The organism is Flagellimonas sp. ABD4_174, assembly GCF_056160185.1.
Map to the genome: position 1 here is coordinate 526,786 of NZ_JBSWWP010000001.1, position 25,037 is coordinate 551,822.

At 41.5% G+C, this 25,037-nt stretch carries 22 protein-coding genes; 12 read left to right on the forward strand and 10 right to left on the reverse strand.

The genetic code is table 11. From position 1 onward, the window contains the following. Positions 1-37: 37 nt before the first annotated feature. The 3 genes from ACXAFK_RS02330 to ACXAFK_RS02340 all read right to left on the reverse strand — a co-directional run bounded on the left by ACXAFK_RS02330 (position 38) and on the right by ACXAFK_RS02340 (position 5,847). Positions 38-1,396: an OmpA family protein gene (locus ACXAFK_RS02330; protein ID WP_224836067.1), complete on the reverse strand. Its 1,359-nt coding sequence runs from the start codon at positions 1,394-1,396 to the stop codon at positions 38-40. 123 nt (positions 1,397-1,519) lie between these two features. Then, a complete protein-coding gene (gene kbl / locus ACXAFK_RS02335) occupies positions 1,520-2,713 on the reverse strand; it encodes a glycine C-acetyltransferase (protein WP_474956672.1) in 1,194 nt (397 codons plus the stop codon). Positions 2,714-2,727: 14 nt separating this feature from the next. After that, positions 2,728-5,847, reverse strand: coding sequence for a UvrD-helicase domain-containing protein (locus ACXAFK_RS02340; RefSeq protein WP_474956673.1), 3,120 nt, complete (start codon positions 5,845-5,847; stop codon positions 2,728-2,730). A 121-nt stretch (positions 5,848-5,968) separates the two neighbouring features. On the opposite strand from ACXAFK_RS02340, the gene ACXAFK_RS02345 reads away from it, so the two are divergent. Beyond that, entirely contained in the window at positions 5,969-6,577 is a 609-nt protein-coding gene (locus tag ACXAFK_RS02345) for a superoxide dismutase (RefSeq protein WP_224836070.1), read from the forward strand. A gap of 663 nt (positions 6,578-7,240) precedes the next feature. Here ACXAFK_RS02345 and ACXAFK_RS02350 read toward each other — a convergent pair. From ACXAFK_RS02350 to purN, 4 genes are all read right to left on the reverse strand, one after another. Then, positions 7,241-9,139 carry an amidophosphoribosyltransferase gene (locus tag ACXAFK_RS02350; RefSeq protein WP_474956674.1) on the reverse strand — a complete coding sequence of 633 codons (1,899 nt, stop codon included), beginning with the start codon at positions 9,137-9,139 and terminating at the stop codon, positions 7,241-7,243. Between the two features lie 44 nt (positions 9,140-9,183). Beyond that, complete coding sequence (locus ACXAFK_RS02355) at positions 9,184-10,110, reverse strand: PfkB family carbohydrate kinase (protein ID WP_224836090.1); 927 nt, start codon at positions 10,108-10,110, stop codon at positions 9,184-9,186. Between the two features lie 155 nt (positions 10,111-10,265). Continuing rightward, positions 10,266-10,901: a ribonuclease H1 domain-containing protein gene (locus ACXAFK_RS02360; protein ID WP_224836091.1), complete on the reverse strand. Its 636-nt coding sequence runs from the start codon at positions 10,899-10,901 to the stop codon at positions 10,266-10,268. Next, a complete protein-coding gene (purN, locus tag ACXAFK_RS02365; protein ID WP_474956675.1) occupies positions 10,901-11,464 on the reverse strand; it encodes a phosphoribosylglycinamide formyltransferase in 564 nt (187 codons plus the stop codon). Before purN ends, ACXAFK_RS02360 begins: the two co-directional genes overlap by 1 nt. Before the next feature lie 162 nt (positions 11,465-11,626). Here purN and ACXAFK_RS02370 point away from each other — a divergent pair, with 162 nt between their 5' ends. From ACXAFK_RS02370 to ACXAFK_RS02405, 8 genes are all read left to right on the forward strand, one after another. Continuing rightward, complete coding sequence (locus ACXAFK_RS02370; RefSeq protein WP_009778413.1) at positions 11,627-11,860, forward strand: acyl carrier protein; 234 nt, start codon at positions 11,627-11,629, stop codon at positions 11,858-11,860. 101 nt (positions 11,861-11,961) lie between these two features. Further along, complete coding sequence (gene fabF / locus ACXAFK_RS02375; protein WP_224836093.1) at positions 11,962-13,212, forward strand: beta-ketoacyl-ACP synthase II; 1,251 nt, start codon at positions 11,962-11,964, stop codon at positions 13,210-13,212. 9 nt (positions 13,213-13,221) lie between these two features. After that, a complete protein-coding gene (gene rnc, locus ACXAFK_RS02380) occupies positions 13,222-13,959 on the forward strand; it encodes a ribonuclease III (RefSeq protein WP_252080870.1) in 738 nt (245 codons plus the stop codon). A 107-nt stretch (positions 13,960-14,066) separates the two neighbouring features. Beyond that, entirely contained in the window at positions 14,067-14,537 is a 471-nt protein-coding gene (locus ACXAFK_RS02385; protein ID WP_474956676.1) for an IPExxxVDY family protein, read from the forward strand. A 2-nt stretch (positions 14,538-14,539) separates the two neighbouring features. Further along, on the forward strand, positions 14,540-15,982 hold the full coding sequence (gene pyk, locus ACXAFK_RS02390; protein ID WP_474956677.1) for a pyruvate kinase: 1,443 nt from the start codon (positions 14,540-14,542) through the stop codon (positions 15,980-15,982). A gap of 137 nt (positions 15,983-16,119) precedes the next feature. After that, a complete protein-coding gene (locus ACXAFK_RS02395) occupies positions 16,120-16,968 on the forward strand; it encodes a helix-turn-helix domain-containing protein (RefSeq protein WP_474956678.1) in 849 nt (282 codons plus the stop codon). 92 nt (positions 16,969-17,060) lie between these two features. Beyond that, the gene (locus ACXAFK_RS02400) at positions 17,061-17,219 is read left to right on the forward strand and encodes a hypothetical protein (RefSeq protein WP_252080869.1); all 159 of its coding nucleotides are present in this window, start codon (positions 17,061-17,063) and stop codon (positions 17,217-17,219) included. Positions 17,220-17,253: 34 nt separating this feature from the next. Next, positions 17,254-17,802 (forward strand): carboxymuconolactone decarboxylase family protein, encoded by a 549-nt coding sequence (locus ACXAFK_RS02405; protein ID WP_474956679.1) that lies wholly within the window; start codon positions 17,254-17,256, stop codon positions 17,800-17,802. Positions 17,803-17,930: 128 nt separating this feature from the next. Here the strand turns inward: ACXAFK_RS02405 and ACXAFK_RS02410 are convergent, their stop codons facing one another. Continuing rightward, positions 17,931-18,509 carry a TetR/AcrR family transcriptional regulator gene (locus ACXAFK_RS02410; protein WP_474956680.1) on the reverse strand — a complete coding sequence of 193 codons (579 nt, stop codon included), beginning with the start codon at positions 18,507-18,509 and terminating at the stop codon, positions 17,931-17,933. 249 nt (positions 18,510-18,758) lie between these two features. Here ACXAFK_RS02410 and ACXAFK_RS02415 point away from each other — a divergent pair, with 249 nt between their 5' ends. Then, a complete protein-coding gene (locus tag ACXAFK_RS02415) occupies positions 18,759-21,539 on the forward strand; it encodes a M16 family metallopeptidase (protein ID WP_474956681.1) in 2,781 nt (926 codons plus the stop codon). Positions 21,540-21,685: 146 nt separating this feature from the next. Here ACXAFK_RS02415 and dinB read toward each other — a convergent pair whose 3' ends face one another. Continuing rightward, a complete protein-coding gene (gene dinB, locus ACXAFK_RS02420) occupies positions 21,686-22,786 on the reverse strand; it encodes a DNA polymerase IV (RefSeq protein ID WP_474956682.1) in 1,101 nt (366 codons plus the stop codon). A 27-nt stretch (positions 22,787-22,813) separates the two neighbouring features. On the opposite strand from dinB, the gene ACXAFK_RS02425 reads away from it, so the two are divergent. Further along, a complete protein-coding gene (locus tag ACXAFK_RS02425) occupies positions 22,814-23,287 on the forward strand; it encodes a CYTH domain-containing protein (protein ID WP_474956683.1) in 474 nt (157 codons plus the stop codon). After that, entirely contained in the window at positions 23,281-23,955 is a 675-nt protein-coding gene (locus ACXAFK_RS02430) for a lysoplasmalogenase (RefSeq protein WP_293298372.1), read from the forward strand. Before ACXAFK_RS02425 ends, ACXAFK_RS02430 begins: the two co-directional genes overlap by 7 nt. Before the next feature lie 21 nt (positions 23,956-23,976). Here ACXAFK_RS02430 and ACXAFK_RS02435 read toward each other — a convergent pair whose 3' ends face one another. Continuing rightward, a complete protein-coding gene (locus tag ACXAFK_RS02435; protein WP_474956684.1) occupies positions 23,977-25,005 on the reverse strand; it encodes an AEC family transporter in 1,029 nt (342 codons plus the stop codon). Positions 25,006-25,037: the final 32 nt, after the last annotated feature.

A 25,037-nucleotide genomic window follows, 5' to 3' on the forward strand; every position in this document is an offset into this window, starting at 1 on the left:
ATTTGCGGAGCCTTTTTCTAGAAAACTTTGTTTCTGATTATTTTACCAAGTTGATTTCAACTCGTCTGTTTTGTGCTCTACCAGCTCTTGTGTTGTTGGTAGCGATTGGCTTAGCTTCACCGTAACCGATGGCAGTCAATCTATCAGCAGCGATACCTTTGTCGATCAAGAAATCTCTAACAGAGTTAGCTCTTTCTTCAGAAAGTTTTTGGTTCAATTTTTCGCTACCTACACTATCAGTGTGACCTTCTACAGTAAACTTAGCATTAGGATACTCGTTCAAGATTTGGATAATGTCAACCATTACAGAAGTTGATTCTGCTTTGATAGAAGATTTACCAGTATCGAACAAGATAGTTCTAGCGTAGTCGTTCAACTGCTTTTGCACTTCTTCAGTTACTTCTGGGCAACCGTTGTTAGCAACAGTACCGGCAATTTCTGGACACTGATCATCTTTGTCAAGAACTCCATCTCCATCAGTATCAGGCCAAGGGCATCCGTCGTTTGCAGCAGGACCAGCTTCGTTAGGACACTTATCGTCTTTGTCAGCGATACCGTCACCGTCAGCATCAGGACAACCAGCTAGTGCAGGAAGACCAGGAGTGCTTGGACAAGCATCATCTTTATCGGCAACACCATCACCGTCAGAGTCAGGACATCCGTTCATTTCTTTAGATCCAGCTTCGTTAGGACATGCATCTTTAGCATCCTCGATACCATCACCATCAGAATCAGGACATCCGTTGAAGGCTTCTAGGCCAGCAACTTCTGGACAAGCATCGTCTTTATCGTAGATACCGTCACCATCAGTGTCAGTACCACCAAATTTGATGCTAAGACCTGCCATGTGTTGGAAGTGTGTAATCAAATAATCTTCGAAAGCATGCTTGTATTGTGTTTGAAGCGTTAGACCAAGGTTGTCAGAGAACCACAAGTTAACACCAACACCACCGTTTACAGTACCAGCACCGATTTCATCGATCCAAGTATAACCACCACCTATTTCAACGAAAGGATCAATGGTAGTGTTTTTAAGGATGTTGTACTTGATAGTACCATCGATAGCATAGTGAGAAAGCTCATCTACTTCGAAGTCTCCGATTTTCTCGATTCTGTTCAAGGAACCTCTGGCTCCAACAGAAAATCCATCACCAACATATTTGGATACACCTACATAAGATACAGAAGGCAAAATATTCCAGTGATCGGATACGTTAAAGTACTCATCGAACAACGTAGTACTGGAAAATGGATTGTTACTATCGTTAGTAGGATAAGCGTCTATTGCATTCACCCCTATGCTTACTTGCCAGGGATTATTTTCGTCTTGCGCTTGTATGCTGTTGATCCCTACAAATACAAGAGCAACAACCAATAATTTGCTAAGATGTTTCATGCTCAAAATTTTAAGTTTAAGTGTTTATCAGCAGCAAATGTAAGTTGTTAAGACTTATTAACAAAATCTAAATTTCTTTTTTTTTGACTCATTTGCCAGAAGATTTATTGCATTTCGTCGAATTTAGATGACCTTTAACGATTTTCCCACCTTGGAAAATGCTTTTATGGCATGGTCCAAATGTACTTTTTCGTGAGCAGCCGATAGTTGTACGCGTATTCTTGCCTTGCCTTTGGGAACTACGGGATAGAAGAATCCAATTACATATATGCCCTCATCCAACAGCATGTCAGCCATATTCTGTGAGAGCTTGGCGTCGTAGAGCATAACTGGCACTATGGCGGAATCCCCGTCGATAATGTCAAAGCCGGCTTCCTTCATGCCTTTTTTAAAATATTCTGTGTTGCTCTGAAGTTTATCGCGCAATGTGGTGTCCTTGTCCAACATGTCAAAAACCTTAATGGAGGCTCCAACGATGGCAGGTGCCAGGGAATTGGAGAACAGATAGGGTCTGGAACGCTGGCGCAGGAGTTCAATGATTTCTTTTTTTCCTGTGGTATAACCGCCCATGGCACCACCTAGGGCTTTGCCCAAAGTACCTGTTATAATATCAATTCGGTCCATAACGCCTTTTTCTTCCAAGGTACCCCGACCTGTTTCACCAATGAACCCAGCGGCGTGGCATTCATCTATCATTACCATGGCATCATATTTATCGGCGAGGTCGCAAATTTTATCCAATGGGGCCACTAGACCGTCCATGGAGAAAACCCCATCGGTGACTATAATCTTAAAACGGGCTCCATCTGCTTTGCTCTGTTTTAGTTGTACCTCTAGATCGGCCATATCATTATTGGCGTATCGATATCTTTTTGCCTTGCATAAACGAACACCGTCTATAATGGAGGCATGGTTCAAGGAATCGGAGATAATGGCATCCTCAGCCGTGAGCAGGGGTTCAAAAACACCTCCATTGGCATCAAAAGCGGCGGCATATAATATGGTATCCTCGGTACCGTAGAAATCGGCAATTTTCTTTTCCAATTCTTTGTGGATGTCCTGTGTTCCGCAAATAAAACGTACCGAGGACATTCCAAAGCCGTGGGTGTCCATCGCATCTTTGGCGGCTTGGATCACATCTGGGTGGGAGGATAGCCCCAAATAGTTGTTCGCACAAAAATTAATGACCTCTTCACCAGTGGAAATTTTTATGACAGCACCTTGAGGTGATGTTATGATGCGTTCTTTTTTAAAAAGGCCAGCTTCTTTGATTTCTTCCAGCTCTTTGGTCAAATGTTCTTTAATTTTTCCGTACATATCTTTATTTAGCTTTATACAAAAATAGGGTCTATTTCTTGGTCAATATAAACAATAACAGATTCTTTGATGTTATAGCCCATATCTCTCAACACATCTGCGTAGTTGGCAATCTGCTCTTTGTGCTTGAGAGATGGTTTGCCGGTTTTGTAGTCGATAACGCAGGCATTATTGCCATCCAGTACAATTCTGTCCGGGCGTAATGATCTTCCATCTGTGGTTAGAATTTCCTGTTCGTTTAAAATTTGATGGTTTTCCAGGAACAGTTCTTTTAACTTTGGGTGGTTGACCACCGCCATTATTTTTTGTTTGATGTCAACAGTTGCTCCTTTGGGAAAATGCCCCTCGATTTCCAGCTGTTCCAAAATCGGGTCAATATCTTTTGCTGTTTCGATTTTGCTTAGAACAAAGTGTATCACATTTCCCATTTCTATGGCTTCCAAACGCTCATCGTCCCACATGTGGCCAGATTTGGTGGAAATGGCAAAGCCAGTATCTTCTTTGGGCCGCGTAAGGTATGGGATATAGTTTTCGGTTGACTCTAAAGTCGAAGAAGATTCATTGTTTACAGGAAATGTACCAATGGCAAAAACACCTTTCTCGGATTCAGATAGGTTTTTTTGCTGAACATACCATTGAAAAAGATCTGGATAAGAGGATGCATCTTCGATAGTAGCAATTTCTTTTTTGCCGGATTCTGTAATTACGAACAATCCTTTTACGGGGCGGGTAAGGGCCACATAAAGGACATTCATTGCATCCAACAAGGACTTTTGTTCGACTTCCAAATACTTTGCTTGTGTTGCGGGGTTGTACTCCAGCATATCGCTTTTGGTGTTCAAAAGAAACTCATTCAGGCCTATCTTGTCTTCTTGAGGAGTGGCGGCAACCCACGACTTTTTGTCCCTTTTGATCAATGCCGCACTGGCAAATGGAAAAATCACAAAAGGAAATTCTAGTCCTTTGGCTTTGTGAATCGTCATTATTTTTACCGCATCGACCCCATCTGGAGCAGCTATGGACAGGGATTCTTTTTTTATTTCCCAATAGTTAAGAAAGGCATACACGCTGGGTCCTTCCCTTTTTTCGAGATCGAGCACCTCGTCCATTAAAAAAGAAATGTGCGCAACGGAACCTTGGTAAAGCTCAAAATGCACAATTGCGGTTTCCAATATGGTGAGTACGGGTTGTCCCTTTAAATCTACAAGGTTAAAACTATATTGGGAGGCCAAGAATGGCGCTATATTTTCCAAATGTCCGGAAATAAACTCGTGGGCACTATTTTGATCAGGGGAGAGATACCTTAATATATGGTATGCTGCTTCCCGGTCTTTTAGGTTTTCAAAAATTCGAAGTACGGATATCAAAAACCTCACTTTTTCATTATTTGCCAATAATAGAGCATCCGAAGAAATAATAGGGATTTTGTGTTGCGCCAAATAATCCGCTAACAACATGCCCTTTTTGTTATCGCGGACCAGCACACAGATGTCGGAATAAGCATATTTTTCCGAAATAATGTGTTGAATATATTTTAAGGTCTCATTACAATAAACGTAATCTTTGTCCTTCTCGTCCTTGTCCAAAAAGCTTATTTGAACGTAGCCACCGGGCTTGTTGTTCGTTTTTTGATGAGAGTCGTTCAAAAAGAGGTTTCGATAATCTTCATTGGCAAGCACAGGAGCCGTTTCTGTAAAAAAGCTATTGTTAAAGTTGACGATTTCGTCAAAACTGCGCCAATTCGTATCCAACGAACGAACACTTGGTTCCACCACAAAAGGGTGCGATTTTCCATTGATCAGGTTCAGGAACTGTTCCGCCCTGCCGCCTCGCCAGCGGTAAATGGCCTGTTTTACATCGCCCACCAAAAAAAGGGATCCCCGTTCTTGTTTTTCATCTTCACTCTCCAGGGCATTGCCAATTAACGGCACCAGATTTTCCCATTGCATTTTGGAGGTATCCTGGAACTCATCTATAAAATAATGGCGGTATTTTTCGCCCATCCGCTCATAAATAAAAGGTACAGGTTGGTTTTTGATTTCTTTGGAGAGAATTGCGTTCAGTGATGCAATGGGAACAATGTCACGATCTAGTTCGATGTTCTTGATTTCCTTGGCGATTTCGTTCAGGACCGTCATAGGCACTATGTTGCCATAAATGTTTTGGAGAAAACTGCGCCGATAGATGAGTTGTTTTAGTTCCAAATAATGTTGTAAAACAATAATGGCCAAATTGGTGACATCCCTTTTGTCGTTTGCTTTGAGTAATTTTCCTTCAACCAGATTGGGCTGCAAGGTTTTACTGGTATATATTTTACCGGGATTAAATTCACCCTGGGTTATTCTTTTAAAATGATTGGGCAAGGTTTGTCTGGGAAAATCAGAAGGATCAAACCCTTGATTATCGATCTCGTGCAGCACATTTTGAGCGAGCTGTTTTACTTTTTCCTCGATGGCCTTGCTCTCAGTTGCTATCCGTTTTTGGATTTCCTTAAAATCATTGATCGATTTTTCACGCAATGGTTCCACATGTTCGGCATGGTTTTCTTGAAACAGCAGCTTTCCAATTTCCATTAAATCGTAGGTAATGTCCCAACTTTTATCATCATCAATTTTTTTGAGCGAAAAGGAAATCAAGACCTCTGTAAGGTTCTCGTCGTTCCCGGCGCGCTCTAATAATCTGCCAACAGCTTCTTCCAATAGGACGTCCGTGTTGAGTTCCACTTCAAAATTTTGTGATAGATGAAGGTCTCTTGCAAAGGTCTTTATGATCTTATGGTTAAACTTATCTATGGTGGAAATCTCAAAAAAAGAGTAGTTGTGGAGAATACGCTTTAAAATGAGTTGCGACCTATGCCGTAATTGTTGTTCGGACAGGGAAAGTTCGTTGCAAATGGCCCAGAACAGACCGTTCTGTTTTTCTGGTACAACATCTTGTCCAAAAGCAAAAAGATTGTCCAAAATCCTGGATTTCATTTCGTCAACTGCCTTATTGGTAAAGGTAATGGCCAAGATTTGACGGAATTTTATGGCGGAATCGTTGGAAAGCAATAATTTTAGGTAGGTTTTGGCAAGGGCATATGTTTTGCCCGAACCTGCAGATGCACTGTATATTTTAAAATTGGAGCCGTCCAAGTGTATTTTTCTTGCAAAATAAGGATTCCCAGCTTGATGTTAACATGGTTTTAGCGGAATATAAATGTTAAAACTTGTATTTTTACCTAAATAAAGTAATAACCTAAAAAAACAGAATATTATGGCTTTTGAACTACCTAAGTTACCGTATGCATACGATGCATTGGAACCCCATATAGATGCAAGGACCATGGAAATCCACCATACCAAGCACCACAATGGCTACACCACTAAGTTGAATGCTGCCATCGAAGGAACAGATATGGACGGAAAAGGAATAGAGGACATTTTGTCCAATTTGGACATGTCCAATGCCGCGGTCAGAAACAATGGTGGCGGATTTTTTAACCACAGTCTTTTTTGGGAAGTAATGTCCCCAAACGGTGGAGGAGCTCCATCTGGTGAATTGGCTTCTGCCATAGATGATGCTTTTGGTTCTTTCGATGCTTTTAAAGAAAAATTCTCGGCCGCTGCCGCTACCCAATTTGGGTCGGGCTGGGCTTGGTTGTGTGTGCACAAAGGTGGCAAGTTGGAAGTTTGCTCAACACCAAACCAAGATAATCCGCTAATGCCCGGAGTAACTTGCGAAGCACAACCAATTTTAGGATTGGACGTTTGGGAGCATGCATATTATTTGAACTATCAGAACAAGCGACCAGAATACATCGATGCATTTTTTAATGTAATCAATTGGGATAAGGTTGCAGAAAATTACGCTGCCAACAAGTAAGAGCAGAAATTAATACAATTAAAAAGCCGTTCACAAAAGTGAACGGCTTTTTTGTTTCTGTTTTTTCCAAAATAGAAAAGGGCGAGGAAGTCCTCACCCTTTTCGTCCCAAATCTTACCATAAACTTAACCTACTTATGCTATGGCACGACTAAAATACTGGTATTGTGTAAAATAACAAAGGGTTTTAAAAAATATTTTGCTTTTGGAAGTAAAAATAAAATGTGCAGTTCATCGATAAAATTGTTAAAACCTTGGTAGTCAAACATAAAGAAGCCGGAGCATGCTCCGGCTTCTTTCCCCAAATCTTACCATGAACTTAACCTACTTATGCTATGGTCCTCCAAATGTAAGTCAAGAGTTGATTTTGAACCCAAGCTTTTAGATGAAACCCTCTTTAATTGGTTGAAATGTTCAACAGGGCTCGATTATTGATAAATGTCAAGAAAACAAAGGAGAAAGTGAAATATGGGCAAAGTTGCAGAAAATAAAAAAGGTGGAGTTTATCCACCTTTTTTGCCCCAAATCTTACCATGAACTTAACCTACTTATGCTATGGCAAGTACTAAAGTAGGGTTGTGGGTTTCTGTTCGTATAAAAACCCGCTATACTGCTAGTTTCATCGATAAAGCGCACAGATTGCGCTCTTTTTCTATGTGGTTGATTAATAAGCTCTTTCGTTTTTTCCTTCAAAAAAGTTGATAAACGCCTTGTTGACCACCTTATTACCGCCCGGGGTGGGATAATTTCCTGTAAAATACCAATCGCCCAAGTTTTTGGGACAGGCGCTATGCAAACCTTCAATGGTTTGATAAATAATCTCTACCTCTGCATTTATTCCTTCAGGACTTAGAATTTCCCCGATCTTCTTGGAAATTTGTTTTGCCGAGAATGGTGCATAAAATTCCTTCACGTAGTTTATCACATTTTTGTCTGAAGCTTCGGTCTGGGTAAGGCACTTCTCATAAATCTCTTTGATCAAGTGGGTAGTGCCATGTTCCTCGTGCAAAGCCAAAGCTGCCTTAAAGGCAACAAAATCTTCCAATTTTGCCATATCGATACCATAACAGTCCGGATAGCGGATCTGTGGTGCAGAGGACACAACCACTATTTTCTTGGGAGACAAACGGTCCAGTATTTTTAAAATACTACGTTTTAAGGTAGTACCGCGAACAATGCTATCATCTATAATTACCAGATTGTCCGTGGGCTTTACGGAGCCATAGGAAATATCGTAAACGTGGGCCACCAGATCATCCCTGCTGCTATCTTGGGTGATAAAGGTTCTTAACTTGGCATCTTTGATGGCCACTTTTTCTATTCGCGGACGAATGTTCAATATTTTATGAAGCTCCTCGCCTGTCATGTTCGGCCCCAAGGCCAGAATTTGTTCTTCTTTTTTCTTGTTGAGGTAGTTTTGAGCCTCCTTTACCATTCCAAAGAACGAAGTTTCCGCAGTATTCGGAATGTAAGAGAAGACGGTATTCTCCAAATCGTTGTCGATGGACTTCAAAATTTCTGGAAAAACAAGTTTCCCCAATTTTTTTCTTTCCTGATAGATTTCTTTATCACTCCCTCTGGAGAAATAGATGCGTTCAAAAGAGCAGGCTTTTCGCTCGGTAGGTTCCAAAATACGTTTTAACGCCATGGAGCCATTTTTCTTAATGATTACCGCATGGCCCGGATCTAGCTCTTTTACATCATCAAAATTTACATTGAACACGGTCTGGATCACGGGGCGTTCGGATGCTACGACCACAACTTCATCATCCTGATAATAGTATGCCGGTCGGATTCCTGCCGGGTCGCGCATTACAAAAGCATCGCCATGCCCCATCAATCCGCTCATGGCGTAACCGCCGTCCCAGTTTTTGGAAGCCTTTCGTAGTATTTTGGCAACGTTCAAGCGTTCGGCAATAAGTGGAGAGGCCTCTCTTTTGGAGTACCCTTCTTTTTTGACCTCCTTGTACAATTTTGCCACGGCGTCATCCAAAAAATGGCCGATTTTTTCCATTACGGTAACGGTATCGGCTTTTTCTTTGGGGTGCTGACCCAAGGCCACCAAGTTGCCAAAAAGCTCGTCAACATTGGTCATGTTAAAGTTGCCGGCCACAATAAGGTTTCTGTGCATCCAGTTGTTCTGTCTCAGAAACGGGTGTACGCTCTCGATACTGTTTTTTCCAAAGGTGCCATACCTAACGTGTCCCATCAAAAGTTCCCCAATGTACGGGATGTTCTTTTTTTGCCACGATACATCATCTTCAAACTCTGGGTTTTCGGTCAGTGCCGTATTGATACGGTTGTTGATCTGGGCAAAAATATCCTGGATGGGCTGCTGCTGTGCCGATCTTACCCGGCTCATATATCTTTCCCCAGGCTCCATATCCATTTTAATGCTTGCAAAACCGGCGCCATCCTGTCCGCGATTATGCTGCTTTTCCATCATTAAGTACATCTTGTTTACACCATAAAAAGCTGTACCGTACTTTTCTTTATAGTACTCCAAGGGTTTAAGCAAACGGATCAACGATATTCCGCATTCGTGCTTAATAGGATCACTCATAGCAAATCAAATAAAAAAAGCCCCGAAAATTTCAGGGCACGCATTTAGGTTAATTCAATATTGAACTGTGTCAGTTCCTTAAACTGTTGTAAGCGGGCATTTACCTCGCTTTTATGTAAATCCACCATGCGCTCGGTGCCAAATTTCTCCACACAGAACGATGCTAAATTGGAGCCATGTATAATGGCGTTCTTCATACTTTCGAATGATATGTTGCCTACCTCTGTCAAGTACCCCACAAATCCACCGGCGAAAGTGTCGCCAGCACCGGTAGGATCAAATACCTCTTCCAACGGTAGTGCTGGTGCAAAGAAAATATTTTCCTTGTGGAACAAAAGTGCTCCATGCTCCCCTTTTTTAATGACGACGTATTTAGGCCCCATCTTTTGAATTTTTTCGGCCGCTTTCACCAAGGAATATTCCTCGGTCATTTGTCTGGCTTCTTCATCATTAATAGTGATAACATCTATTTCAGAGATTACCTTCATCAAATCGTCCCAACTATTGTCCATCCAAAAGTTCATGGTATCCAAAACTATGAGTTTTGGTCGTTTTTCCATTTGATTGATTACACTTAGCTGGATGTTGGGGTGAAGATTGCCGAGCATTACTATGTCCGCGTCGGTAAAGTTGCTCGGTACTACGGGATTAAAATCGGCCAGAGTATTTAGTTCTGTGGCCAAGGTATCTCGAGAGTTTAGGTCGTTATGGTATTTTCCTTCCCAGAAAAAAGTTTTGCCTCCTTTTACCACTTCAACACCGGATAGGTCGATGTCCTTGTTTATAAAAATGTCCATGTAGGACTGTGGAAAGTCGTCTCCGACGACAGAAACAATTGCGGAGTCTATTTTGTATTGTGATGCTGCCAAACCTATAAATGTGCCGGCACCTCCCAATATTCTTCCTGTTTTTCCGAACGGTGTTTCAATAGCGTCGAAGGCCATGGTCCCCACGATCAGTAATTTGCCCATTACCTAAATTTTGCTGCAAATATACGGTTTGATATTCCATATTGGAATCATTAACAAAGGATTTAAGAAAAACAGAGAATAAATGAGGGATTAAACTCAAGTTCAAGCGAAAACTTAATAAAGGCGTGCCGTCTAATATTACTGGTATCTGCTTTCTATTTTCTGCCAAAATCAGCAGGTATTTCCCCCCAGGCCTTGGTCTCCCATTTAACTATTGGGGTGTTGAACCGATTTTTTTTGAGCCATTCTTCGGCACGTGCAATAAGCTCAAAAAGCTGTGCATTTTTCTCGGTTTTGTTCAGTTTGGTTCCACATTTTTTCTTTCTTACCCACCCAATTGCAATTCTGGAATCGGAATAGAGGATACGTTCACTTTTTTGTTGTTTTAAAAAGGCCAAACCATGGACCAACGCCAAAAACTCACCTACATTACTAGTTCCCTGTTCAAAAGGGCCTTGGTGAAAAAGGACTCTTTTACTTTTGGTATCCACACCTCGGTATTCCATTTTTCCTGGGTTGCCGCTGGAGGCCGCATCCACCGCTATAGAATTATAATTGGGGTCCCCGATTTTAAGCAGTTCCTCTGGAGTAAGTTCGCTTTTGCCCTTGGATTTACCCTTGAAATCCGCATAATTGCCGTTGTAGGCTTTTTTGGCCTCTTCGAACGTAGCAAAGGATTTGTATTGTGCTCCTTTAATGCCATCTATTTGCGCCTTACAATCGGCCCACGACTCGAAAATTCCGGGATGTTTTCCTTTCCAAACCACATAAAACTTTTTTTTCTTGGCCATTAGGAAAGTAGTTTTTTGATCACTTTAGGGAAATGCTCGTATTCCAACTGGTGTACCTTTTGAGCTATGGTTTCTGGGGTGTCCGTGGGTTCGATCATGGTCTTGGTCTGAAATATGATGGCACCTTCGTCGTAATTTTCGTTGACGTAATGTATGGTTATGCCGGTTTCGCTCTCATTGTTGTCTTTAACGGCCTTGTGTACCCTGTCGCCGTACATGCCCTTTCCGCCATAATCGGGCAAAAGGGCAGGATGTATGTTTACGATTTTATTTGGATACGCCTCAATAAGGTTTTCTGGTATTTTCCAAAGAAAGCCGGCTAGTACCACAAGATCCGTCTGTAGGCCGTGTAAAAGATCCACTATGGCACTGGAATCCTTAAAAGCTGGCCCGTTAAAATAAAAAGCGGGCACGCCGAGGCGGTCGCAGCGCTCCAGTACTTTTGCCGAATTTTTATTGGTAAGTACCGCCGCAACCGTGATCGCAGGGTCTTTGCGAAAAAAGGATATGATATTTTCTGCATTGGACCCACTGCCCGATGCAAAGATTACAATTCGTTTCATTCGTTAGGAATTCATGTGTTTTTGGACTAAATTACGTCGGCTAAAGTAAGATACACTAATGTAAGATGTTTAATTTGAATCACATTTTATCGTCAAATAGTGTATTTAATCCAAAGTTTTATATTTTTGCCAACGATTTAAATTTTTAAAACCACAATAATTATGTCAGACATTGCATCAAGAGTAAAGGCTATCATCGTTGATAAACTAGGTGTAGATGAAAATGAAGTAGTTGCAGAAGCTAGCTTTACCAACGACTTAGGAGCGGATTCCTTGGACACTGTTGAACTTATCATGGAGTTTGAGAAAGAATTTGATATTCAGATACCAGATGACCAAGCAGAAAACATCGCCACTGTAGGTCAGGCCATTAGCTATATAGAAGAAGCTAAGTAATTATATGATATATCGCTAAAGATTATAAATTATCCATGTGATTGTTGTCACATGGATAATTTTTTTTATAATTTACGTCTAAAGGGTAAAAAAATAGTTCAATGCAGTTAAAGCGAGTTGTGGTTACCGGAATGGGAGCGTTAACGCCCATTGGTAATAATTTGGAAGCTTATTGGGAAGGACTACGAACCGGAAAAAGCGGTTCTGCCCCCATTACATACTTCGATACCGAAAAATTTAAAACAAAGTTTGCTTGCGAGCTTAAAGGGTACGATCCTTCGGATTTTTTTGATAGGAAGGAAGCTAGAAAACTAGATAGGTTTGCCCAATATGCCCTGGTTTCATCGGATGAGGCCATAGCAGACTCTGGAATAGACTTGGACGTTGTGGACAAGTTTAGGGTTGGTGTAGTATGGGGTGCGGGAATCGGAGGTTTGGAAACTTTTCAGAACGAGGTGATCAGCTATGCCAATGGCGATGGAACACCACGTTTTAATCCGTTCTTTATTCCAAAAATGATTGCGGATATAGCACCTGGGAACATATCCATTAAACATGGATTTATGGGACCAAACTATACCACTGTCTCTGCATGTGCCTCTTCGGCCAATGCCATGATCGATGCGCTCAACTACATTAGATTGGGTCATTGCGATGTTATTGTGACCGGTGGTAGCGAAGCCGCTGTAACTATTGCAGGTATGGGCGGATTTAATGCCATGCATGCACTATCTACCCGAAACGAAAGCCCCGAAACCGCTTCTCGACCTTTTGATGCCACAAGAGATGGTTTTGTACTGGGAGAAGGAGCAGGTGCGCTAATATTGGAAGAATATGAGCACGCCAAAGCAAGGGGGGCTAAAATATATGCCGAAGTTTTGGGTGGAGGTCTTTCCAGTGATGCCCACCACATGACGGCTCCACACCCAGAAGGTATTGGAGTGGTAAAGGTAATGGAAAACTGTTTGCAAAACGCTGGGCTTAAACCAGAAGATGTAGATGCCATAAATACACATGGTACCTCAACCCCACTTGGTGATGTTGCCGAATTAAAGGCCATTAGCAAGGTATTTGGTGATCACGCCAAAAACATCAACATTAATTCAACCAAATCCATGACTGGCCATTTGTTGGGAGCGGCAGGAGCCATTGAGGCCATTGCCTCCATTTTGGCCATGGAGCATAATTTGGTGCCACCGACCATAAACCACAGTGAAGTGGATGATCAGATAGATCCATCGCTCAACTTGACCTTGAACAAGGCACAAGAGCGCGAAGTAAAGGTCGCCATGAGCAACACCTTTGGATTTGGAGGACACAATGCTTGTATTTTATTTAAAAAAATAGGGTAGTTTTGTAACATGAAACTCACTTCCAAAATATTCAATTCCCATCCTGACTCGGATGGGGATTTTTTTTTGGGTATGAAAAGGATCCTTGGTTTCAAGCCCAAAAACTTGGAGCTCTATAAAACAGCGTTCCTTCATAGGTCCATGAACAAAAAGGACGAAAAAGGGAATCCTGTAAACTACGAGCGCCTCGAATTTTTGGGAGATTCAATGCTGGGGACCATCATTTCAAAACATTTGTACAACCAAGTACCGGAAGGGGACGAGGGATATCTCACCAAAATGCGTTCCAAGGTAGTGAGCCGTAAGCACCTGAACGAGCTTGGTAAAGACCTTGGATTGCTGGATTTTGTGGAAAGTAGGATTCCGAAAGCACATTTTGGGGAGAATATTCATGGTAATGTCTTTGAAGCACTTGTGGGTGCGATTTACTTGGATAAAGGCTACATGTATTGTGAAAAATTCATAAATGAAAGAGTAATAGAGCCCTATGTGGATATTGAACAGCTCGAGGGTAAAGTGATCAGCTATAAGAGTTTGGTGATAGAATGGTGCCAAAAAGAAAAAAAGACATTCAATTATCACGTATACGAGGACACAGGAAACGACGAGTTAAAACATTTTGCCGTAAAACTTACCATTGGTGATAGAATGTTGGCAAAAGCACGGGCCACCTCCAAGAAAAAAGCAGAGGAAAAAGCCTCAAAACGAGCATATTTCGCTCTGCAGAGCAAGATTGAAAACCAGTAACTTTAAATAATAGTTAACTCTAACGTTTTCGTTTACTTAATAGAAGTATTGTCCTGTAGAAAACTGGACATGCATTAAGATTAAGCCTTATATTTACGGTTCGTGTTATGGGAAATTTGACAACGCACAGGATATCTGCAGATTTATATGACGACAATTTTTCCCTTATTGCCATACACAGCAATTTGGAGGACTACGCCATTACATATGCAATAAATTCCGCTTGCGGACTCAAATTAAAACGCATGAAGAAAGACCTATGTCTCGATGGTCACATGTCGTTCTCGCTGTTCGATTGGGACGATGAACTGAACGATGTATACTGGACCCTGATCTCCAATAAATGTGAAGTAAGGGAGGAAACACCTTCTTTGGGTTTGTTCGAGAACAATGTAACCACGCGGACCGATCATTTGATCAAAGAAAAGAAGGAAGTGGATTATTTTTTGAAGGTAGATGCTGAGAACGAAGGTCTATATTCCAAAAAAATCAAGTTCATAAATAAGATATCCAAGGTTATCACAGCATATCCATTGGACACGCAAAATTTGAAATCAAAAAGAAATTTAATCTTTTAACAATGCCAACTACTAAGAAAACGAAAATTGTAGCAACCCTCGGGCCAGCTACCAATAAAAAGGAAACCCTAAGGGAAATGATATTGGCCGGAGTAGATGTTTTCAGGATAAACTTTTCCCACGCCGCTTATGAAGATGTAGCTGAGAGGATCAAAATAATCAGGGAACTTAACGAAGAGTTGGAAATTAACACCGCCATACTTGCCGATTTACAAGGGCCCAAACTAAGAGTGGGCGTAATGGGAGGAGAGGCCATAGTTTCTCCGGGCGATGAAGTAACTTTTGTAACCGGAGAACCTTTCGAGGGAACGGCAGAACGAGTTTACATGAATTACCAGAACTTCCCAAAAGATGTAAAGGCCGGAGAGCGAATTCTTCTGGACGATGGTAAACTTATATTCGAGGTAAAGTCCACCAATGGAGAAAACGAAGTGGTAGCCAAAGTAATACAGGGCGGGCCGCTAAAATCCAAAAAAGGAGTCAACCTCCCCAATACCAATATTTCTTTACCGGCATTGACCAAGAAAGACATCAAAGATGCCATTTTTGCCATCGGTCAAGAAGTAGATTGGATCGCACTCTCATTTGTTCGTCATGCCCAGGACATATACGATCTTCATAATTTGATCAAGGAGCACACCGAGCATAAAATTCCTGTAATCTCAAAAATTGAAAAACCAGAAGCACTGGAAAACATCGAGGAAATCGTAAAAGCATCCGACGGTCTTATGGTGGCCCGTGGCGATTTGGGTGTGGAGGTGCCGGCACAAGAGGTTCCACTGATTCAAAAACAACTGGTATTAAGTGCCAAAAAGGGTAGAATCCCCGTGATCATTGCCACCCAGATGATGGAAACCATGATCACTAGTTTAACACCTACCCGCGCCGAAGTAAACGATGTGGCCAACTCCGTTATGGACGGTGCCGATGCCGTAATGCTTTCTGGAGAAACATCGGTAGGCAACTATCCTGTCCAAGTAATTGAGAAAATGTCGAGCATTGTCACGAGCGTAGAAGGGTCCAATTTGATCAAGGTACCTCAAAATCCACCACATATCCGTACCAAAAGGTACATCACCAAATCAGTTTGTTATCACGCCGCTTTAATGGCCAACGAGATATCGGCAAAAGCCATATCCACCTTGACCAACAGCGGATATACCGCATTCCAGATTTCGGCATGGCGACCAGCGGCACATATTCTCGTATTTACATCGAACAAAAGGATTTTGACCCAGCTTAATCTTCTCTGGGGCGTTAAAGCTTTTTATTATGATAAGTTCGTTTCCACGGATCAAACCATCGAAGACGTTAACCAAATTGCCTGTAAAAAAGGATTTTTGGAAGTTGGGGACATGTTGGTGAGTTTGGCTGCAATGCCGATCAAGGAAAAGGGAATGGTAAATACCCTACGGGTAACCGAAATCGAGACATGTAATTTCTAGAAAGAAGTTATATACCAAAAATAAAAAGGTGTGCTCTGCAGAGCACACCTTTTTATTTTAGTGGCCTTAGGTGCCACTGTGATGTAAGTATGAACCACTAAATGGGACTAAATAGCGGGTATAGAAGTAATTGATCAATGAAACACGAATACAAAGATTCCAGGTTAGGTGCTATATTAGGGTTTACGGATGATATTAAAAAAGAGGAAAGATATTTTTCCGAAACTTCCAAGACCATAAAATTTTTGTGGAACAGAAATGGCAGTCCCTTGACCATTCAAATTGATGGACTGGACCTGGAACTGTTGCCAAACCAAATTATTACGGTAACCTATCTACAACACGTTTCTTATAGCAAGGCCCAATTGCCTATAACAGGGATTCTTTTTAACCGGGAGTTTTATTGTATTTCTGATCATGATAGCGAGGTTTCCTGTAATGGAATTTTGTTTTTTGGCACTCAGGATATACCGGTAATAACTATTGGCAAAGAACAATTGAACAAGTTCAACCTATTGCACGATATGTTCATCGAAGAATTTTCGACTCCGGACAATATTCAGGGAGATATGCTCCAAATGCTGCTTAAAAGGTTGATAATTATGAGTACGCGATTGGCGAAAGAACAGTTGATCGTAAAAACTTTGGGGAATGACCAAATCGATACCATCAGAAGATTCAATTTTTTGGTGGACATGCATTACAAAACAAAGCGAAAAGTGAGCGAGTATGCCGAACTGTTGTACAAATCTCCCAAAACCCTCTCCAACCTATTCTCGATTTACAACCAAAAGTCGCCCCAACAGATTATTTTGGATAGAATTGCGTTGGAAGCCAAAAGACTTATCAACTTTACCGATAAGCAAAATCAGGAAATAGCGTACGAACTTGGTTTTAACGACCCGGCCCACTTTAGTCGTTTCTTTAAAAAAATGACCCAGATGACCCCTTCCGAATACCGCGAAAACCTGCTTTTGGTAGCCTAAGGGAAAAATCGTCAAGCCGTCGGGAAATTGCTCCTAACACCCACCCTCCTTTCCGAAGCATCTTTGCACTGTAATTAAAAAACAGACAAGAGATGAATATCACGGAAAAATCAATTTTTAATCTCATCGAGATTTTTAGAACAACACCAAAAACCGCGGTGCAAACTGTAAGAGCTTCAGAACACTGTGAGCAAAAGTACCATCACGATTTTTACTGTGATGTAGAAAAACCCTTTGTACAGACCTATTAATCCTTTTATAAAATTCATTTTAAAATTTACAATTATGAGCACAATCAATGTACCTAAGAGAGAAGAAGTAAGCACGGCCAATCAGGCCATTTTTGACAACTTGGAGAAAGCAGTAGGCTTTGTTCCGAACCTTTTCGCGACCTATGCCCACTCAGAAAATGCATTGGGCAATTATTTAGCACTTTCCAATGCGAAGACCTCTTTGAAAGCCAAAGAGAAAGAAGTGGTGAATTTGGCAGTTAGTCAAGTAAACAATTGTGTTTACTGTTTGTCCGCTCACACTGCCATTGGTAAAATGAACGGTTTTACCGACGAGCAAATCCTTGAATTAAGAGCGGGCAAGGCATCTTTTGATGAAAAATTGGACGCTTTGGCACGTTTGGCCCAAAATATTACCGAGAACAGAGGTGCAACAGATGCCCAAGTAGTGGATAATTTCTTTGCGGCAGGATGGACCAAAGAAAACTTGATCGACACTATTGTGTTGGTAGGTGATAAAACCATATCCAACTATATACACAGTACAACTAAAGTACCTGTAGATTTCCCTGAGGCCCAGCCTTTGGAGACGGTAGGCGCATAATAGCGACTACAACCTAACAAATCCTATTATTTTTGATAGGAGAATGTCACAACGAGCGTAGCCAATATGTTTTGTCCATTGACAGCATAACGTGTTCTTGACTGCGCTCGAACTGACATTTTTTGCGTTTAAATAAGCTCAGTATCCTTAAAAAGCGCCGGGGCAATGCTCCTTGCCATAAAAATGGGCCAATCGTTTTTAAATAGATGGCTCTCCGTTACGGCACTTTCGTATAGCATATAAATGCCTCCCGAGATTTTTTCGGTTTCCGCCTTGGACAAGTTGGAGATATTGTCGCCAACAATTTCACCCAAATACAATAGCAGCTCTTTTTTTTGTTGCTGGATTACGGCCAAGATGGTCGTTTGGTCCGGTGAAAGTTCTCCAAGTGTTTTAATGCCCCAACAACCCTGAAAATCCTCATCCAGATACATATCGCGTAGCAGGTCAAAAATGGCCAGCAGCTTTGGTCGGCCCGTATTCCTTTGCTCAACATAGTTTTTTAACCGAGCAATAAAAGCGTTGTGCCGTTGTTTTAAATACGCCTTGCAAATATCCTCTTTGGATTTAAAATGACTGTAAAGCGTCGCTTTTGCAATGCCACATTTTGATATGATCTCGTTGATGCCGGTAGAATTGTAACCTTGCGAATAAAAAAGGTTGCCCGCCGAAGTTATGATATGTTCGTGCAATTCGCTTCGCTGCATAGAAAAATGGTGTAATAGTGTTTAAAGTGGGGGCTGTTGGTACAAAGTAATAAAGAAATATTGGGTCGGGCAATTAAACCCCGTCAAGTACACCTTTATACCTATGGACACTAACGGTTAAAAGAACGTATCTTCAAGAAAATTATTTTTCGCCTATAGGTTAATCGCCTAGAATAGTGTTTGTTGGAAACAATTTCCTATCTTGTTGCAACTAGTATTATCAATCAAAACAATTAAAACACTATCAAGATGAAAAAATTACTTCTAGCCTGTTTTATCGGGCTTTTGTCCTTTGCCGTTGGATTTGGCCAAGGATTTCAATTTAAAGCCGATGACATTAACATCGATTACAAAAAGTACACATTGAGCAATGGACTTACCCTTTTGGTCTACGAGGACCACAAAGCACCTATTGCGGCGGTCAACGTTTGGTATCATGTTGGGTCGAAGAATGAAAAACCAGGAAAAAGTGGTTTTGCCCATTTGTTCGAGCACTTAATGTTCAACGGGAGCGAAAATTACAATACCGACTATTTTCAAGCCTTGGAGAGTATCGGGGGAACCGATCTTAACGGAACAACCAATAACGATCGCACCAACTATTTTCAGAATGTACCTGTATCCGCATTAGATCAAGTACTGTTTTTGGAGTCCGATAGAATGGGCCACTTATTGGGAGCTATTGATCAAGCAAAACTCGACGAGCAACGAGGAGTGGTACAGAACGAGAAGCGGCAAGGTGAAAATCAGCCTTACGGTATGCAGTGGGATTATTTGACCAAGGCCATGTACCCTAAAGGTCATCCGTATTCCTGGACGGTTATTGGAGAAATGGAAGATTTGAACGCAGCTTCCTTGGAAGATGTGCAGGAATGGTTTAAATCCTACTATGGTGCGGCCAATGCCGTTGTTGCTGTGGCAGGGGATGTGGATGCCGAGGAAGTGCATCAGAAGGTAATCAAGTATTTTGGAGATATCCCTTCCGGACCCACGGTGGAACGACAAGAAATCAATATTCCCAATAAGATTTTTGATTCTCGTCAGGTATACGAAGATCGTGTTCCCGAAACAAGAGTGCTCTTTGCATGGAATACACCGCCATTTGGTGTTAAGGAGGACCTCCATTTTGATTTGATTTCCGCTATTCTTAGCAATGGGAAGAATTCACGATTGTACCAAAAGTTTATCTATAAGGACCAATCTGCAAGTGCAGCAGTGTCTTTCCAAGCCTCCAGCGAAATTGCGAGCCAGTTTATTACTTGGTTAAACGTAAAGCAGGGTGAAGACCCATCCAAATTGGAGAGGGAACTTGAAGCTGAAATCGAAAAATTTATTAAAGAAGGACCTACCGAAGAAGAACTCAAAAGAGTTAAAGCAAACTACTTTGCCAACTTTATTAAAGGGTTGGAACGTATAGGTGGTTTTGGGGGCGTTTCCGATATTTTGGCTTCCAATCAAACCTATCATGGGGATGCTTCCTACTACAAAACCCAATTGAAATTTGTTGAAGATGCCACTGCGGAAGATTTGAGAAAAACGGCCCAAAAATGGCTTTCCAAAGGAAAACACATTTTGGTCTGTAACCCATTTCCAGAGTACGATATTGTGCAATCGTCCGTGGACAGAAGTAAATTGCCGGAACTTGGTGCGCCGAAAAGTTCAAAATTTCCAGATCTCCAGCGCGCGCAACTTTCCAATGGACTCAATGTGGTACTTGCACAGCGCAAAGGCGTTCCGACCGTGGTAATCAATTTGGTCGCCGATGCCGGTTACAAAACGGATTATTTGGCCAGTCCAGGAACGGCAATGTTGGCCATGAACTTGATGGATGAAGGAACCAAGGACAAAACTTCTTTGGAAATAAACGAACAGCTTCAGTTGTTGGGGGCTTCCTTGAACACATTTTCCAGTCAGGATGAATCCAATGTTTATATGAGCACCCTTAAACCAAGCTTGGATGCAAGTTTGGATCTGTTTTTGGATGTGGTCCTTAACCCTGTATTTCCAGAGAAGGAATTTGAACGACTTCAAAAAGAACAAATAAACAATATAAAACAAGAAAAATCCCAACCCATAACCATGGCACTTCGTGTAATGAACAAGTACCTTTATGGAGAGGACCACCCGTACAGCAGTCCCTATACGGGAACTGGATACGAGGATACCGTATCAAAATTGACACGGGAAGACGTGGTAGATTTTTACAATACATGGTTTAAGCCCAATAATGCCACCTTGATCGTTACGGGAGATGTAGAGATGGGAGAGTTCAAATCCAAGTTGGAAAAGAAATTGGGCAAATGGAAGAGCGGTACTGTTCCCACAATTGCATTTAATACGCCAAAAACCAATTCCAAGAATACATTGTATTTAATGAATCGTCCCGAATCCCAACAATCCGTGATCTTGGCCGGTCATCTTACCGAAAAATATGGTGATGTCTCCGAAATCGCTTTGGAGCAAATGGTAAGTATTCTTGGAGGAGATTTTACATCGCGAATCAATATGAATTTAAGGGAGGACAAGCATTGGTCCTACGGCGCCGGAGGATTTGTTATGGGTTCCAAAGAAGCACGGCCGTTTATTGTATATGCTCCGGTTCAAACCGATAAAACGGCAGAGTCCGTTACCGAGATCAGAAAAGAGATCTCTGAGTTTACATCGACCAGACCGGCAACTAGCGAAGAGCTGGAAAAAGTAAAGACCAACCAAGTTTTGAAACTCCCTGGACAGTGGGAAACCAATAGTTCCGTGAACAGCTCGGTAAGAAACTTGGTCAGGTATAATTTACCGGACGATTATTATCAAAAATACGATCAAAACGTGAGAAACCTTTCCGTGGACGATGTTAGAAAGGTGAGCAACCAGGTAGTGCAGCCCGAAAAAGTGAATTGGTTCATGGTTGGTGATAGAGCTGAGATCATTACAAAATTGGATGAACTCGGTTTTGATAACATCATAGAAATAGACGCCGATGGCAACCCCATAAAGCCTGCGGTAAAGCCAATGGAAACCGATATAAAAAACTAAATTGTAGAGGGCTGTCCAAGAAGCTTTTTACGTCAACCTGAACTTGTTTCAGGTTCTCATAACCCTTTTAGAATTTCATGATGAGATTCCGAAACTAGTTCGGAATGACGGACAACTTAAAAGTATTTTTAGACAGCTTCTCTTTTTTAAAAATCAAATTTGAGTTGAACGAGCACGGATTCTTTTTCCGTGCTTTGTTTTTCTTTTTCCGTGTTGAGGTTGGCGAGTGAAATACCCAGTAACCGAACGGAGTTTTCCAAAGGAGACTGGTACAAAAGTTCCTTGGCGGTATCCAGGATCAAATCCTTGCTGCCAATATAGTAGGGCAGTGTTTTGCTGCGTGTTTGCAGGGTAAAGTCGCTGTACTTGATTTTTAAAGTAATTGTTTTTCCGGCTATTTTGGATTTTTGTAGCCTTCTTTCCAGCTCAGTGGCAATATTCTCTAATTTTTCCAGCATAAAAATCTCACTGCTTAAATTTTCAAAAAAAGTACGTTCGGCACCTACCGACTTTGGAGTTCGATGTGGTTTTACACTGCTTAAATGAATGCCCCGGACCACTTTGTAATAATGCGCTCCACTTTTTCCGAAGTGCTGCTCTAAAAACTCTAACGATTTTGATTTTAGGTCCGATCCAGTAAAAATGCCAAGGCGGTACATTTTTTCGGCGGTAACTTTGCCCACTCCATAGAATTTACGAATATCCAAGTTTTCCAAGAATTCGATTACTTCCTCCGGATTCACTGTTTTTTGTCCATTGGGTTTGTTGTAATCGCTTGCCACTTTGGCGATAAATTTGTTTATGGATATTCCGGCCGATGCTGTTAAACCAGTTTTGTCAAGAATTTTTTGGCGTATTTCTTTGGCGATCAAAGTGGCAGAGGGATTTCCCTTTTTGTTCTCTGTTACGTCCAGATAGGCCTCGTCCAGCGACAGGGGTTCCACCAAGTCGGTATATTCAAAAAAAATACTGCGGATCTGCATGGAAACTTCCTTGTAGCGATCAAAACGGGGCTTTACAAAAATGAGGTTTGGGCAATTTCTACGGGCAATGGCGCCGGCCATGGCACTACGCACCCCAAATTTACGGGCTTCGTAGCTTGCAGCCGAAACTACTCCTCGTTTGGACCCTCCGCCCACGGCAATAGGCTTCCCCTTGAGTTCAGGGTTATCATGCTGTTCAACGGAAGCATAAAATGCATCCATATCCACATGAATTATTTTTCTTAGGGGAAAATTAAAGTCCATTTTCAAATTTAGGGTATATTTAGTTTGATGGAACATTTGGAAATAGAACGAAAATTTTTAGTAAAGTCGGATGGGTATAAAGAGAAAGCTATCTCCCAAAACCGGATTGTACAGGGCTTTTTGAATACGGATCCGGATAGAACTGTTAGGGTTCGAATAAAAGGAGAAAAAGGTTTTTTGACCGTTAAAGGAGCTAGCAACGCATCGGGAACCACCCGTTTTGAATGGGAAACCGAAATTTCAGTAGCCGAAGCTACAAATCTAATAGACCTGTGCGAATCTGGGATTTTGGAAAAAATACGGTTCGAAGTGCCTTTTGGTGATCAAATATTTGAAGTTGACGAGTTTTTGGGCGAGAACAAGGGCCTTGTATTGGCAGAAGTGGAACTTAAGCATGAAGAGGAACGTTTTGAAAGACCGGAATGGTTAGGAGAGGAAGTCACAGGTAGGATCAAGTATTATAATTCACAACTAAGCAAAAAACCGTATAAGGTGTGGTAGCAAAACCTAGGAAATCCACTGTAATTATAAATCTACTGATCATAATCAGTGGTGTTATGGCCATGGTTATGGAATATTTGGAATATCTATCGGTATATCGATTGTTAAAGCCGCTTACTACGATTTTGGTGATAGCATTACTGGTCTGTATTCCAAAAGCAAACTGGTCCATATTTAGAAAAATTGTTGTTCTAGCTTTGTCCTTTTGCTTGTTGGGCGATATAGTCTTACTGTTTCCGGAATACTTTGTGTTCGGCCTTGCCTCTTTTTTGGTGGCACACCTGCTATTTATTTGGGGATTTGTACATATAAATGGATTTCAGCGCAATTTGAGTTCGTTAGTACTGTTTTTAGGTACTGGGGGGCTAATTTTTTATTGGCTGTGGCCGGGACTTGGCGATTTTTTGGTTCCGGTCGCGATTTATATTTTGGTAATCTGCACTATGGCATGGCAGGGAATAGGTCTTTATTTAAAACATAAGGGGAAGGAATTTGGTTGGATCGCAGTAGCGGTACTATGTTTTATGTTCTCCGATACCATGATTGCCATCTCCAAGTTCAAGACAGCCTTTGCTTATTCGGGAATCGTTGTGCTCAGTAGCTATTGGCTAAGTATTGGTCTGATTGCAAATGCTGCCAGAAGCCTCGTTTTAAGACCGTCAGAATAATTGGCTCGTTGCCAATTGAACTTAAGCAGCTTTTTCTGTTGTTGGATTTAGTTTATGGTTGATAGTTTTTTGCTCCGACCACTTTTTTTTGTTGATTACACTGATCAAAGGAAAAGTGAATCCAACGCTTAAAAATAAAGCGGCCATCAAAAATATATTAAACGGATTTACAAAGAAGGATCCACTGTTCAATGTTGCAAGAATCAACATGGTGGAAAGTGGGAACGACAGAGCTAGAATGGTTACCCCAAAATCACTATTGAAAGTTTTGCTTTTTGTTTTTTTATCCATCTCCATTCCATCGACAGTTGCAATATGGGCATAGGGCCAAAAACTACAGGCACTAAGACCAAAGGCCAATGTTAACAAGATTTCGTTTTGCGCGTTAATCCCTGTTATGGCCACAAAAAGTCCAGAAATCAACAATACCAATCCTGCCCGGGCGCACAATAAGGAAAATATTTGAAAAAACTGTTTTCTCTTGATCTTTACCGCCAAACCTATAAACAATAATACCAAAGGAGTCATGATCAAACTGAGTTTTTCGAGTGTTTCACTCATAAAAAACGGAAGCGAGTCCATAGTTAGACCAAAGACCAGCAAAACCAAAGCAGCACCGATAAATATATTGACCGGTTCGGAAACCATTGCTTTGATCAAGGGCATTAATCGGGTTCCGCCATTTTTTTCTTTGCTGGATTGTTGGCCATAATGCCAGTTCATAGCAACGAGATATAAAAAAAAGAGCACAAAAATCTTATTGCCCAGATCGGACATCGCCGCTTTTGCCAAATATGATTCTCCCAAAAATTCCACGATAAAGGGAAAAGCGGACAAACCAGGTGCCAATGAGGGAATCAATAACTTTGCTGTTCTATACTCCGAAGTTCCTTTGCCAATGCCCAATGGGGGTAAAATAACGGACATGGAAAAGAACAGCAAAACGTTAAGGCCAAGGGCCAATAAGGGCAATATTAAAAGCGGCAGTTCCACCTTGACTCCCAACAACGCAATAAATATGGTTGCCGGCAGTGCAAGGTTTAGAATCACTTTTTTTATTCCAGTAATTTCTTCTTTAGATT